The following is a 13,839-nucleotide window of genomic DNA, read 5'->3' on the forward strand; positions in this document are numbered from 1 at the left end:
CGCAGTGTGCGGGTCAAACAATGTTTGATTCAAACAAATAAGCGAAGTCAATTCGCAAGCAAATAATCTGGAGCAGATTAAAAAAGCTCAATTTTCAAATTGAGAGTTTGATCCTGGCTCAGGACGAACGCTGGCGGCGTGCCTAATACATGCAAGTCGAGCGAGCTGAATTCAAAGATCCCTTCGGGGTGATTTGTTGGATGCTAGCGGCGGATGGGTGAGTAACACGTGGGCAATCTGCCCTAAAGACTGGGATACCACTTGGAAACAGGTGCTAATACCGGATAACAACATGAATCGCATGATTCAAGTTTGAAAGGCGGCGCAAGCTGTCACTTTAGGATGAGCCCGCGGCGCATTAGCTAGTTGGTGGGGTAAAGGCCTACCAAGGCAATGATGCGTAGCCGAGTTGAGAGACCGATCGGCCACATTGGGACTGAGACACGGCCCAAACTCCTACGGGAGGCAGCAGTAGGGAATCTTCCACAATGGACGCAAGTCTGATGGAGCAACGCCGCGTGAGTGAAGAAGGTCTTCGGATCGTAAAGCTCTGTTGTTGGTGAAGAAGGATAGAGGCAGTAACTGGTCTTTATTTGACGGTAATCAGCCAGAAAGTCACGGCTAACTACGTGCCAGCAGCCGCGGTAATACGTAGGTGGCAAGCGTTGTCCGGATTTATTGGGCGTAAAGCGAGCGCAGGCGGAATGATAAGTCTGATGTGAAAGCCCACGGCTCAACCGTGGAACTGCATCGGAAACTGTCATTCTTGAGTGCAGAAGAGGAGAGTGGAACTCCATGTGTAGCGGTGGAATGCGTAGATATATGGAAGAACACCAGTGGCGAAGGCGGCTCTCTGGTCTGCAACTGACGCTGAGGCTCGAAAGCATGGGTAGCGAACAGGATTAGATACCCTGGTAGTCCATGCCGTAAACGATGAGCGCTAGGTGTTGGGGACTTTCCGGTCCTCAGTGCCGCAGCAAACGCATTAAGCGCTCCGCCTGGGGAGTACGACCGCAAGGTTGAAACTCAAAGGAATTGACGGGGGCCCGCACAAGCGGTGGAGCATGTGGTTTAATTCGAAGCAACGCGAAGAACCTTACCAGGTCTTGACATCCTGCGCAACACCTAGAGATAGGTGGTTCCCTTCGGGGACGCAGAGACAGGTGGTGCATGGCTGTCGTCAGCTCGTGTCGTGAGATGTTGGGTTAAGTCCCGCAACGAGCGCAACCCTTGTCTTTAGTTGCCATCATTAAGTTGGGCACTCTAAAGAGACTGCCGGTGACAAACCGGAGGAAGGTGGGGATGACGTCAAGTCATCATGCCCCTTATGACCTGGGCTACACACGTGCTACAATGGGCAGTACAACGAGAAGCGAACCCGCGAGGGTAAGCGGATCTCTTAAAGCTGCTCTCAGTTCGGACTGCAGGCTGCAACTCGCCTGCACGAAGCTGGAATCGCTAGTAATCGCGGATCAGCACGCCGCGGTGAATACGTTCCCGGGCCTTGTACACACCGCCCGTCACACCATGGAAGTCTGCAATGCCCAAAGTCGGTGAGATAACCTTTATAGGAGTCAGCCGCCTAAGGCAGGGCAGATGACTGGGGTGAAGTCGTAACAAGGTAGCCGTAGGAGAACCTGCGGCTGGATCACCTCCTTTCTAAGGAAAACGGATGGATGGAGAGCAGAAATGCTAAGAGAAGTCCACCAGTTACGGAAGCACACTGCAAAAGAAACTTTGTTCAGCTTTGAGAGTATCAGCTCTCACTTGTACGTTGAAAACTGAATATCTTAATTCCAAGAAAAAACCGAGAATCATTGAGATCAATGAAAACATTGCAAAGCGACCGAGAGAGTTCGAAAGAACAAACTTGCAAGGTCAAGTGAAGAAGGGCGCACGGTGAATGCCTTGGCACTGGAAGCCGATGAAGGACGCGACTAACCGCGAAAGTCTTCGGGGAGCCGTAAGTAGGCTTTGATCCGGAGGTCTCCGAATGGGGGAACCCAGCATGTGCAGACATGCTATCCTTAAGTGAATACATAGCTTAAGGAAGGAACACGCAGCGAACTGAAACATCTAAGTAGCTGCAGGAAGAGAAAGAAATATCGATTTCCCAAGTAGCGGCGAGCGAACAGGAAAGAGCCCAAACCGGCAGATTTATCTGCCGGGGTTGTAGGACTGAAACATGGCACTTCAGAGGATAGCAGAAGCGTTTGGGAAAACGCGCCAGAGAGGGTGAAAGCCCCGTAAGCGAAATCCAAAGAAGGCCTATCAGTATCCTGAGTAGGGCGGGACACGTGAAATCCCGCTTGAATCCGCGAGGACCATCTCGCAAGGCTAAATACTAACCAGTGACCGATAGTGAACCAGTACCGTGAGGGAAAGGTGAAAAGAACCCCGGGAGGGGAGTGAAAGAGAACCTGAAACCGTGTGCCTACAAGTAGTCAGAGCCCGTTAACGGGTGATGGCGTGCCTTTTGTAGAATGAACCGGCGAGTTGCGTTAGTCAGCAAGGTTAAGTCAGAAAAGACGGAGCCGCAGCGAAAGCGAGTCTGAAGAGGGCGAGCAGTTGGCTGACGCAGACCCGAAACCAAGTGACCTACCCATGACCAGGTTGAAGGCGCGGTAAAACGCGCTGGAGGACCGAACCCACGTAAGTTGAAAATTGCGGGGATGAGTTGTGGGTAGCGGTGAAATTCCAAACGAACTTGGAGATAGCTGGTTCTCTCCGAAATAGCTTTAGGGCTAGCCTCGCAAAGAGGATGCTGGAGGTAGAGCTCTGTTTGGACTAGGGGCCCGTCAAGGGTTACTGAATTCAGATAAACTACGAATTCCAGACATTTATGTGCGGGAGTCAGACTGCGAGTGATAAGATCCGTAGTCGAAAGGGAAACAGCCCAGATCACCAGTTAAGGTCCCAAAATTCATGCTAAGTGGAAAAGGATGTGGAGTTGCGCAGACAACTAGGACGTTGGCTCAGAAGCAGCCATCATTCAAAGAGTGCGTAATAGCTCACTAGTCGAGTGACGCCGCGCCGAAAATTTACCGGGGCTAAGCATGATACCGAAACTGTGGATGTGCGTTTATGCACGTGGTAGGAGAGCGTTCTAGCGGCGGTGAAGCATGACTGAGAAGACATGTGGAGCTTCTAGAAGTGAGAATGCCGGTATGAGTAACGAAAGACAGGTGAGAATCCTGTCCGCCGCAAGACTAAGGTTTCCTGGGGCAGGCTCGTCCGCCCAGGGTAAGTCGGGACCTAAGGCGAGGCCGAGAGGCGTAGTCGATGGACAACAGGTTGAAATTCCTGTACTGCACCGAATCGTTATGAGCGATGGAGGGACGCAGGAGGCTAGCAGCGCGTGGTGCTGGATACCACGTTCAAGCGTCAAGTCTGAGAGCGAGTCAAATGCTTGCTTTCATAAGGACAAGGCGTGATGAGGAGCGAAATTAAAGTAGCGAAGGCTGCGACGTCACACTGCCGAGAAAAGCTTCTAGCCAGAAACGGTGCACCCGTACCGCAAACCGACACAGGTAGTCGAGGAGAGTATCCTCAGGTGAGCGAGAGAACTCTCGTTAAGGAACTCGGCAAAATGGCCCCGTAACTTCGGGAGAAGGGGCGCTGGTCGCAAGATCAGCCGCAGTGAAAAGGCCCAAGCAACTGTTTATCAAAAACACAGGCATCTGCAAAATCGTAAGATGAAGTATAGGTGCTGACACCTGCCCGGTGCTGGAAGGTTAAGAGGAGAGCTTAGCGCAAGCGAAGGTTTGAATTGAAGCCCCAGTAAACGGCGGCCGTAACTATAACGGTCCTAAGGTAGCGAAATTCCTTGTCGGGTAAGTTCCGACCTGCACGAAAGGTGTAATGATTTGGGCACTGTCTCAACGAGAGACTCGGTGAAATTATAATACCCGTGAAGATGCGGGTTACCCGCGACAGGACGGAAAGACCCCATGGAGCTTTACTGCAGTTTAATATTGGGTATCTGTCAAGCATGTACAGGATAGGTAGGAGCCGGAGAAGATAGGACGCCAGTCTTATCGGAGGCGCTGGTGGGATACTACCCTTGCTTGACGGATGCTCTAACTCAGGCCTGTGATCCAGGCCGAGGACAGTGTTTGACGGGCAGTTTGACTGGGGCGGTCGCCTCCTAAAGTGTAACGGAGGCGCCCAAAGGTTCCCTCAGAATGGTTGGAAATCATTCGCAGAGTGTAAAGGCAAAAGGGAGCTTGACTGCGAGAGAGACAACTCGAGCAGGTACGAAAGTAGGGCTTAGTGATCTGGTGGTACCGCATGGAAGGGCCATCACTCAACGGATAAAAGCTACCCTGGGGATAACAGGCTTATCTCCCCCAAGAGTTCACATCGACGGGGAGGTTTGGCACCTCGATGTCGGCTCGTCGCATCCTGGGGCTGAAGTTGGTCCCAAGGGTTGGGCTGTTCGCCCATTAAAGCGGCACGCGAGCTGGGTTCAGAACGTCGTGAGACAGTTCGGTCCCTATCCGTCGTGGGCGCAGGAAATTTGAGAGGAGCTGTCCTTAGTACGAGAGGACCGGGATGGACGCACCGCTGGTGTACCAGTTGTCTTGCCAAAGGCATCGCTGGGTAGCTATGTGCGGACGGGATAAGCGCTGAAAGCATCTAAGTGCGAAGCCCCCCTCAAGATGAGATTTCCCATTTCTTCAAGAAAGTAAGACACCTCAGAGACGATGAGGTAGATAGGCCGGGAGTGGAAGAGCCGTGAGGCTTGGAGCGGACCGGTACTAATCAGTCGAGGACTTGACCAAAAGAGCAAAGCAATGAGGTTTTGACTTGGAAGAGATATTCAGTTTTGAGCGTGCAAGCTCAAGCAAAGAGTGCGGTGGCAATGGCAAGAAGGATACACCTGTTCCCATGCCGAACACAGTAGTTAAGCTTCTTAACGCCGAAAGTAGTTGGTGGGAAACTGCCTGCGAGGATAGGAAGCTGCCGCGCGAATCAAGAGTCAGATGGAAGTCTGGCTCTTTTTGTTTTCTCTCTTTCTTCTTCTTACCAAGTAAAAAGCCCTCCATTTAGGAGGGCCTGAGAGTATATTAGGCATTAAGACTTTCGACCAGTTCATGAACCAGGTTGAGCTTACGCCACTGTCCTTCTTCGCTGATTAAATTGCCGGCTTCTGTTGAGGCAAAAACGTATTGGGTAGCAATGCAGATCTGCTTTGGATCAACATACTTATTGGCTTCCTCCGGGCGCTTAAGCAAGACTTCCTTGTCTTCCAACTCGTCTGACTGGGTGTTGACCAAGCCAAGCACGATCTTTTGCCCCTGCCGCTTTTCTAAAAGTGCGAAGTTACAGTATTTTTCATCATCGAATTCCATGAAGAAGCCGCTGAAGGGTAGCTGGAAGATGGTGTCGACCAGGCCATCATATTTGGCGTCATAGAATTTCTTTGACCGCAGGTTGCCCTGGCAGAAATGCAGGGTGATGTCCATGTCAGCTGGCTTAGAGGCCAGGATTTCCTTGGCAGTTTCAAAGAAAAACTGCCGTACTTCTTCCGAATCAAAGCCGGCCTGGTGGATCTTATTTTTTAAATGAAAATTAAGGTAAGATTAAAAGAATAGAAATTGCTTTTTAGCCAGAAAATAGCCTACAATAGATTGACAGATAGTTATCCGCAAAAAGCCGCCCAAGTCTTGGACGGTTGCAAATAGTATTTACTTTATCTAGATTGACATTTTCAGCTGGGCCGGGCTGAGGATTCTGCCTAAGCGCTCAGCTCCTTCATCGATCTGGCTGAGGCTAGAGCCGGTGAAGCTGACCCGGAGGCCGTTATTCTTGTCCCAGTTAGGATAGAAGCTAGCCGAAGGCACGTAGATGAGGTGCTCTTTTGGAACGGCTTCATTAAGCAAAAGCTGTCTGGTATCAATTTCATCGTCCAGTTCAACCCAGAAGAAGAAGCCGCCTTCCGGCTGGCTGATCTTGGCATCAGCTGGCAGGTAAGTCTTTAAGGCTTTAGCCATAGCATCCAGCTTGACCCGGTAGACCTGCTTCAACTGATCAATATGCTGGTCCAGGTCATTGTCTGCAAGGTAGGCAGCTACGGTACCAGCAGCTAAGTATGGCACTTCCAGGTCAGCTGACAATTTCAGGTTGACCAGCTGTTCCTTGATTTCCAGACCAGCTACCAGCCAGCCTAAACGGAAGGCTGGGGAAAGAATCTTAGAGAAGGTGGACAGGAAAATCACTCTGCCTTCCGTGTCAAAGCTCTTGATGCTTGGCAGACTTTCCCCATGATAGCACAGGTCCCGGTAAGGGGTGTCTTCCAAGATGACGAAGTTGTAGCGGTTGGCCAGGTCAACCAGGCGCTGGCGCTTGGTCAGGGACATGGTGATCCCGGTTGGATTGTGGAAGTCTGGCACCGTGTAGAAGAGCTTGATTGCCGGGTGCTCTTTCAGCACTTCTTCAAAGTAGTCCAGGTTGACCCCGTCGTCTTCCAAAGGAATTTCATGGTAGACTGGTTCGTAATTGTCAAAAGCAGCCAGGGCGCCGACATAGCTTGGTGCTTCAACGGCCATTTCGTCGCCTGCCCCCAGGAAAAGCTTGGCCACCAGGTCGATCCCTTGCTGGCCGCCAGCCGTCAGCAGGATGTCATCAGCGTTAGCCTTGATTCCCTGCTGCCCTGCCCGGTTTGCCAGGTAGTCGCGCAAGTTGCCTGGTCCCTTAACGTCGTGGTATTGGAAGGAGTGGGCCTGTTCCTGGTCAACGGCTTTCTGGTAAGCAGCTTGCAAAGCCTGGCTTGGGAAGAGGCTTTCGTCCGGGCAGCCGCCCCCAAAGGAGATGTTGTCGGAAAAATTGCTTTCCGGGAAGAGCCCTTGCAGGCGGGATGGATTTTGAGTTTTGATTCTTTTGGCAAAAAGCTTGCTTAACATTTTTCTTTGCTCCTAAATTATATTGCCATTTCCGCGTTGACTATATTATAATTGCTGGAGTAAGAATAATAAAACTAAACTTTTTCGGTTTTAAGTGAAATATTTTCATGTTAGGAGGGGCAAATGCTGCCATTTCCATATCTAGTCTTCCAGACAGTGATCGACCAGGGAACCTTCAACAAGGCTGCCGCAGTCTTAAACGTGACCCCGTCGGCCATCAGCCACTCGGTCAACCAGCTGGAAACCGAACTGGGCTTTCCGGTCTTTGTTAGGTCAAGAAACGGGGTTAAACTGACCCCGGATGGGGAGAAAATCCTTCCCTTGATCCAGGAAATCATCAATGACCAGAGCCGGCTGGAGCAGGTCGCCCAGCAGATCCAGGGCCTGGACACCGGGTTGATCCGGATCGGGGCCTTCTCTTCGGCCTGCATCAACTGGCTGCCGCCTTTAATCCGGAATTTTGCTAAAAAGTACCCCCAGATCAAGATTTCCGTCCGCCAGGCTGGCTTCAGTGAAATTACCCAGGCTGTGAAAAGCGGCCAGTTGGACCTGGGTCTGACCATGCTGCCGGAAAATGAGCAGGGGATTAGCTGCGAAAAAATTCTGGAAGACGAAATCTACTGCATTGCCCCCAAAGACTTCCAGGTCAAAAACGGCCACAGCGTCAGTGAGGAAGACCTGGTCAACTGCAACTTTATCCTACAGCAAAGCGACTACGACCTGGATACCAAGGCCGCGCTTGACCACTACTCAATTAAGTCAACGGCTATTCGCTTTTCCATCGACGACCAGTCAATCGTGGCTATGGTGGAAGCGGGCCTGGGGCTGGGGATCCTGCCGGCTTTGGCCCTGCAGAAGATGCAGGGGGAAGTCAGAATCCTGCCTTTCAGCACTCCCTTTTACCGGAAGATCGCCCTGGTAACCTCAAACCAGCAACGGCTGGCTCCTTCAAGCAGGCAGATGATCAAGAACGTGCATGAACTGATCAGACGCCAGTATCCGGGCGGGCGCTTGACGATGGAAGCGGAAAGCGCATAGAATGCATGCAGTCTGTATAAATAGTATAATGAAATTGTTAAAATTTGTTGTTATATCCTCTAATCTCTTGCTATAATATACAGAGTAAAAATAAATGAGACTACAAAGCGTTTTGTCACACTCCATGAGATTAATAGGAAGCATAAACTAAAATTTGCATCAGCGATGGGGCAAGCGGGCGCTGAGTAATTTTTATTCAATTTTTTAGACATAGGAAATAAAGAAGGTATTTTATGAACGGTAAACAACTTGTTGCAGAAGCTTTACAGACGGTTTTGCCTGACTGGTCACTGGATGACATTGATGTCAAGATTGAACGGCCAAAGGACGAAAAGCTGGGGGATTACGCTTTTCCAACCTTTACTTTAGCCAAGACCATGCGCAAGGCGCCAAACCTGATCGCGGCTGAACTGGCTGAGAAGATCGACCAAGGCAGCTTTGAAAAGGTGGAAGCAGTTGGCCCATACATCAACTTCTTCCTGGACAAGAGCCAGACCGGGGCGGCCATCCTGCGGGAAATCCTGGCTGACCCTGAAAACTACGGTGCCCGTGACCTGGGCCACGGCCGGAGCGTTTCAACTGAATACTCATCACCTAACATTGCCAAGCCAATGGGGATGGGTCACCTGCGGTCAACCATGATCGGTGAAGCTATTGCCCGCATTCTGGCCAAGGAAGGCTTCAAGCCGATCAGAATCGACTACCTGGGTGACTGGGGCACCCAATTCGGGAAGATGATGGCTGCCTACAAGATGTGGGGCAACGACGCCGACATCGAAAAGGACCCAATCAACACCCTTTTGTCTTACTATGTCCGAATCAACCGGGAAGCTGAAGAACACCCGGAATACGATGAAGAGGGCCGGGAATGGTTTTCCAAGCTGGAACACGGCGATGAAGAAGCCAAGCGCTTGTGGAGCTGGTTCAGAGAAGTTTCCCTGGAACGGTTCAAGAAGGTTTATAACATGCTGGACGTTCACTTCGACTCCTTCACTGGTGAAGCCTTCAGTGCCCAAATGATGGATGAACCAATCCAAATCCTGCGGGAAAAGGGTCTCTTGGTTAAGAGCCAAGGTGCTGAAATCGTCGACCTTGAAAAGTACAACCTGCCGCCTTTGATGGTTATCAAGAGTAACGGGACTTCAACTTACATCACCCGTGACCTAGCAACTGCCATGTACCGGAAGAAGACTTATGACTTCTACAAGTCCATCTACGTTGTCGGCCAGGAACAGGAAGTCTACTTCCAGCAGCTGCGTGCCTGCTTGAAGGAAATGGGCTTTGACTGGGCTGACGACATTGTTCACATCAGCTTCGGTCTGATGAGCATCAACGGCCAGAAGATGTCTACCAGAAAGGGTAACGTCGTTAACCTGGAAGACGTTTTGAACGAATCAGTTGACCTGGCCCGCAAGCAGATTTCTGAAAAGAACGTCGGCTTGAAGAACGCTGACGAAGTTGCCAAGCAAGTCGGTATCGGCGCGGTTGTCTTCCACGACTTGAAGAACTACCGCCGCAACCCAGTCGACTTCAACCTGGAAGAAGTCGTTAAGTTCGAAGGTGAAACCGGCCCTTACGTGCAATATTCCCGGGCCCGTGGCGAAAGCCTCTTGAGAAAGAGCGGCATTACCGACTTCTCAGACGCTGACTTAACCAAGATCGGTGCTGAAGAATGGGACCTGGTCTCCTTCATGGGCCGCTACGCCGACACCATCCAAAAGGCCATGGAAACCTACGACCCAAGCGCAATTGCCAAGTACGCCCTAGAATTGGCCAAGCGCTTCAACAAGTACTACGCTCACACCAGAATTTTGGTTGATGACGTTGACGAAGATGTCAAGAAGGCTCGTTTGGCCGTTGTCCAAGCGGTCAGCCATGTCATCAAGTCAGCCCTGGACTTGCTGGACGTCAAGGCACCAGACGAAATGTAGTTTTTCATTTTACATAAATGATGTTAAATGCCTTGAACTTGCTTCAAGGCATTTTTTATTGGCTAATGTCAATGTTGTTTGGGATAATTGCAGAAAAAATTGATCGAAGAAAGTCGGATAATTCAAGAAGAATTAAATAACAGCTTTATTGAAATATAAAAGTGCGTTAAAATTAAAGGTATCTAAAACGCTTAAATATAATATTAAGGGGCAATAATTATGAACTACAAAGAAAGAAGACAGCTGATTTACGAACTGATTCAGACCAACAAGATTGAAACCCAGGAACAATTGCTGCTCTTGTTGCAAGCCCATGGCGCGAACGCGACCCAGGCTACTATTTCCCGGGACATTCGCGCCTTGCACATCAGCAAGGTGCCAGATGATGACGGCCGCAGCTACTACGTCAAGGCGCCATCAGCTGCTGTTAACCGGGAAAGGCAGCTGAAAGACGCGATCCGCGAACGGGTGGCAACTGTAACTGCCGTTCAGTTTACCGTTGTCATTCAAACCAGCATGAAATTGACTTACGCGCCAATTTTGGCAGGATTAATTGACGATATTGACAACGATGACGTGGTCGGCACGATCGCCGGTACTGATACTCTTTTGGTTATCTTGAAGGACGCTGAAGCAGCTGCCAGCTTCGCGGACTGGGCACAAGCCATCGTTAAGGAACGCAAAATCTACTAAGGCGAGCGATAATGGCAAGAATTTCGGTCTATATGACTGGCGGCATAGCTGCCTATAAGGCCGTGAGCGTTGTCCGGGGCCTGCAGAAGGCGGGCCATGAAGTCCGGGTAGCGATGACGGCCAAGAGTGAACGTTTTGTTGGTCCGGCAACTTTGGCGGCCTTAACGAAATGGCCGGTTTTGGACGACTTGTTCAGTCCAGGCCGGCAGGCAGAAATCGCCCATATCGACTTGGCTGACTGGAGCCAGCTGGCCCTGGTCGTGCCGGCTGATGCTAATATCTTGGCCAAGATGGCCCAGGGGATCGGGGATGATGCCGTTTCAACCACCCTTTTGGCATTGCACTGCCCGCGCTTGATCGTGCCGGCAATGAATAGCCATATGTGGGAAAATCCTGCTGTACAGCGCAATCTCCGCTTGTTAAAGGAGGGCGGCGACCGGATCATGGAACCGGCCGTGGGCCGACTGGCTGAAGGCTATGCCGGCAAGGGCCGGATGCCGGAAGCTGAAGAGATCCTGGCCTGGGTTAATGACCAGCTTGACTTGCCAGCCAAAGGCAAGCGAATCGTCGTCACTGCGGGGGGCAACCTGGAAGCTATTGACCCGGTCCGCTTTATCGGCAACCGGTCAAGCGGCAAGATGGGCTTCCGCTTGGCAGAAGCCGCGGCCAAAAGAGGGGCCGAGGTGGACTTGATTTACGGCAACGTCTCAGTTTCCCTGCCAAGGGATGCCCGGATTCACCTCCATCCCGCCCTGTCGGCCCAGGCCATGCTGGAGAAGCTGGAAGAACTTTTCCCGGCTGCTGATGCCCTGTTGATGGCGGCAGCCGTCAGCGACTGGCGGCCAAAGGAAGCTGCTGACCACAAGCTGAAGAAGCAGGCCGGGGTAGAGGAAATGACCCTGCAGCTGGTCAAGAATCCGGACCTGTTAAAAACAATGGCCCAAAAGAAAAGGCCGGACCAAGTGGTCATCGGCTTTGCGGCTGAAACTAATGACCTTCTGGCCAATGCCAGCCGGAAGCTGGCAGAGAAAGGCGCTGACTTGATCGTGGCCAATGACGTCAGCGGGGATGCCTTTGGCGGCGACGAGGACCAGGTAACGATCCTGGAACAAGGCAAGGAGCTGGACCCTTGGCCGCGGATGAGCAAGCAGGCCGTGGCTGACCGCTTGCTCGAACTGACTTTGGCTAGGCTGGCAGAAAAGAAGAATTAAAAGAAATGAAGTAAGAGGCCTTTTACCTGGTGAAAGACCTTTTATTTTTTTCTGAAACTTTTACTAAAATGAACCGCTTTCACTATAATAAGGGTAAGAGTTTCGCGAAAAAGATTGGAAGACGAATAATGAAGAAAATTGATGCCCACCTGCACCTGGTGCGGGACCTGGCTAGCTACAAGGGCAATGGCCGCAGCAATGCCTTGGGAAATGGCCTGGTTGTCTGGGACAGCGGCTTTAAGACCCGCCTCTTTCCCGCCGGCTGGGGTGATGACGCTTTTCGAGCAGACGCCGCCAGGAAAGTAATGGAAGACCATGATGTGGCCAAGGCCGTCCTTGTGCAGGGAAGCCTGTATGGCTTTCAAAATTATTACAGCTGGCAGGCAGCCAAGGCCGCCCCGGACCGCTTTGCTCCGGCTTTTTCCGTTGATCCCTTTACCAGTGAAGCGGAAAAAATCGTCAAGCGCCATGTTGAAGACCTGGGCTTTCGGGCTTTGAAACTGGAAGTCAGCCAGGCCGGCGGCCTTATGGGCTACCATTTGCCTTTTGACTTGGCAGAAGCCGACCGCTTGGGCAAAATTTTGGACTATCTCAGTTCTTACCCAGGCTTCGCGGTGGCCGTGGACTACGGCGACAGCAGCCAGCCACCAGCCCCGGTCCTTGGCCCGGCTGGTTAAGCGTTATCCAGATTTGGACTTTGTCCTCTGCCATTTGTCCTTCCCAAAGCCTGGCAAGTTGGACTTGCTGGAAAAAGAACTGGCTCTTTTTGCTCCTTTGCCGAATATCAGCTTTGACCTGGCCGCCCTGCAAGACATCGCGGGTGAGCAGACTTATCCTTACCCCTTCTGCCAGGAAGCGGTGGGCCTGGCCAAGGAAATCGTGGGGGCCAAAAGGCTCTTATGGGGCAGCGACGCGCCCTGGTCAGCCACTTTCAATGATTACGGCCAGCTTTATTCCTGGCTGGAAGACGCAGGGATTTTTTCAGAAGCGGAACTGGCTGATGTTTATTATGGCAACGCGAAAAGAATTTATTTCAAGGCAGGCCACGTGGCGGCTTTAAGGGCCAGCCGCGATCCGCTGTTTGAGGGAGATGCTTAAGATGGAAAATGCGAAAGTTTTGGTGGCGGGCCTGGCGGTCAAGCAGCTGCCCGAATTGGAAAAAGTATGTGAAGTGACCTTTGCTCCGGCAGGTGCCGGCAAGGACTGGTACCTGGCTAACCTAGGGGATTTTGATGCCCTGATCACCGGCAAGCTGCCAGTTGACCAGGAACTTTTGGACGCGGGCAAAAAGCTCAAGATCGTTTCCGCGACCGGAGTTGGCTATGACCATATCGACGTGGACTATGCCAGCAGCCAGGGGATCATCGTCTCCAACTGCCCGGCCAGCGTCATGCAGCCGACGGCGGAAATGGCCTTTACCCTCCTTTTGGCTCTCAGCCGGAAATTGGCCCTCTACAATCAAGAGATGCGGCAAGGGAACTTTTTGGATACAGGCTTGCTCGAAAACCAGGGGCAGAGCCCGGTCGGCAAGACCCTGGGGATCTTCGGCATGGGGAGAATCGGCAAGACCCTGGCCAGCTATGCCCGGACCTTCGGGATGAACATTCTCTACCACAACCGCCACCAATTGCCGGAAAATGAAGAGCGGGCCCTGGGAGTCAGCTACGTGCCCTTTGCCGACCTGCTCAGCCAGGCCGACTATGTCAGCTTGAACGCTCCGGCCACGGCGGAAACCTACCACGTGATTGATGAAGCAGCCTTGAGCATGATGCAGCCGACGGCCTTTTTGATCAATACTTCCCGGGGCAGCCTGGTCGATGAAGCGGCGCTTTTGCGGGCCTTAAAGGGCAAGCGGATTGCCGGGGCGGGCCTGGACGTGTTTGAAGAAGAACCGGACTTCAATAAGGAATTCTGCCAGCTAGACAATGTGATTTTGACCCCGCATGCCGGCAGCGCCACCCGGGAGTCCCGGCGCAGCGTCTTGAAAGAAGCCAGCCACAATATTGTCTCCTTCCTGGTTGACGGAGTGCCGGTCAACCGGGTCAACTAAAAGATGCTTTT

The 13,839-nt window shown here is 51.9% G+C and carries 7 protein-coding genes, 3 rRNA genes and 1 pseudogene; 9 read left to right on the forward strand and 2 right to left on the reverse strand.

The features are described 5' to 3' along the window. The first annotated feature begins 95 nt into the window (after positions 1 to 95). The 3 genes from LJ046_RS05435 (at position 96) to rrf (ending at position 4,971) form a co-directional block, all read left to right on the forward strand. A 16S ribosomal RNA gene (locus LJ046_RS05435) occupies positions 96 to 1,659 on the forward strand. A gap of 217 nt (positions 1,660 to 1,876) precedes the next feature. Next, positions 1,877 to 4,784 (forward strand): 23S ribosomal RNA (locus LJ046_RS05440). Between the two features lie 70 nt (positions 4,785 to 4,854). After that, positions 4,855 to 4,971, forward strand: a 5S ribosomal RNA gene (gene rrf / locus LJ046_RS05445). Together the 16S, 23S and 5S rRNA genes form the textbook arrangement of a ribosomal RNA operon. A gap of 98 nt (positions 4,972 to 5,069) precedes the next feature. Here rrf and LJ046_RS05450 read toward each other — a convergent pair. Together LJ046_RS05450 and LJ046_RS05455 are read right to left on the reverse strand one after the other, a co-directional pair. Further along, positions 5,070 to 5,468, reverse strand: a complete 399-nt coding sequence (locus LJ046_RS05450; RefSeq protein WP_002879182.1) for a uroporphyrinogen decarboxylase/cobalamine-independent methonine synthase family protein — start codon at positions 5,466 to 5,468, stop codon at positions 5,070 to 5,072. Positions 5,469 to 5,699: 231 nt separating this feature from the next. Further along, positions 5,700 to 6,905, reverse strand: coding sequence for an aminotransferase-like domain-containing protein (locus LJ046_RS05455; RefSeq protein WP_002879184.1), 1,206 nt, complete (start codon positions 6,903 to 6,905; stop codon positions 5,700 to 5,702). A gap of 123 nt (positions 6,906 to 7,028) precedes the next feature. Between LJ046_RS05455 and LJ046_RS05460 the strand changes: the two genes are divergently transcribed. From LJ046_RS05460 to LJ046_RS05490, 6 genes and pseudogenes are all read left to right on the forward strand, one after another. Next, on the forward strand, positions 7,029 to 7,943 hold the full coding sequence (locus LJ046_RS05460) for a LysR family transcriptional regulator (RefSeq protein ID WP_002879186.1): 915 nt from the start codon (positions 7,029 to 7,031) through the stop codon (positions 7,941 to 7,943). 233 nt (positions 7,944 to 8,176) lie between these two features. Further along, positions 8,177 to 9,874 carry an arginine--tRNA ligase gene (gene argS / locus LJ046_RS05465; protein ID WP_002879187.1) on the forward strand — a complete coding sequence of 566 codons (1,698 nt, stop codon included), beginning with the start codon at positions 8,177 to 8,179 and terminating at the stop codon, positions 9,872 to 9,874. 219 nt (positions 9,875 to 10,093) lie between these two features. Continuing rightward, on the forward strand, positions 10,094 to 10,567 hold the full coding sequence (locus tag LJ046_RS05470) for an arginine repressor (RefSeq protein WP_002879191.1): 474 nt from the start codon (positions 10,094 to 10,096) through the stop codon (positions 10,565 to 10,567). Positions 10,568 to 10,578: 11 nt separating this feature from the next. Then, complete coding sequence (gene coaBC, locus LJ046_RS05475; protein WP_002879192.1) at positions 10,579 to 11,778, forward strand: bifunctional phosphopantothenoylcysteine decarboxylase/phosphopantothenate--cysteine ligase CoaBC; 1,200 nt, start codon at positions 10,579 to 10,581, stop codon at positions 11,776 to 11,778. A gap of 128 nt (positions 11,779 to 11,906) precedes the next feature. Continuing rightward, a pseudogene (locus LJ046_RS09995) lies at positions 11,907 to 12,876 on the forward strand (amidohydrolase family protein). Position 12,877: 1 nt separating this feature from the next. Continuing rightward, positions 12,878 to 13,828, forward strand: coding sequence for a 2-hydroxyacid dehydrogenase family protein (locus tag LJ046_RS05490; RefSeq protein WP_002879194.1), 951 nt, complete (start codon positions 12,878 to 12,880; stop codon positions 13,826 to 13,828). Positions 13,829 to 13,839 lie beyond the last annotated feature (11 nt).

Origin of the sequence: Lactobacillus delbrueckii subsp. jakobsenii ZN7a-9 = DSM 26046 (genome assembly GCF_001888925.1) — a bacterium.
In the GTDB taxonomy this organism is placed as follows: domain Bacteria; phylum Bacillota; class Bacilli; order Lactobacillales; family Lactobacillaceae; genus Lactobacillus; species Lactobacillus delbrueckii.

Bases quoted from the DNA above. Each gene is read 5' to 3' on its own strand.
- LJ046_RS05470 (WP_002879191.1), top strand. From the start codon at position 10,094: ATGAACTACAAAGAAAGAAGACAGCTGATTTACGAACTGATTCAGACC.
- argS (WP_002879187.1), top strand. From the start codon at position 8,177: ATGAACGGTAAACAACTTGTTGCAGAAGCTTTACAGACGGTTTTGCCT.
- LJ046_RS05450 (WP_002879182.1), bottom strand. From the start codon at position 5,468: ATGGACATCACCCTGCATTTCTGCCAGGGCAACCTGCGGTCAAAGAAA.
- LJ046_RS05460 (WP_002879186.1), top strand. From the start codon at position 7,029: ATGCTGCCATTTCCATATCTAGTCTTCCAGACAGTGATCGACCAGGGA.
- LJ046_RS05490 (WP_002879194.1), top strand. From the start codon at position 12,878: ATGGAAAATGCGAAAGTTTTGGTGGCGGGCCTGGCGGTCAAGCAGCTG.
- LJ046_RS05455 (WP_002879184.1), bottom strand. From the start codon at position 6,905: ATGTTAAGCAAGCTTTTTGCCAAAAGAATCAAAACTCAAAATCCATCC.
- coaBC (WP_002879192.1), top strand. From the start codon at position 10,579: ATGGCAAGAATTTCGGTCTATATGACTGGCGGCATAGCTGCCTATAAG.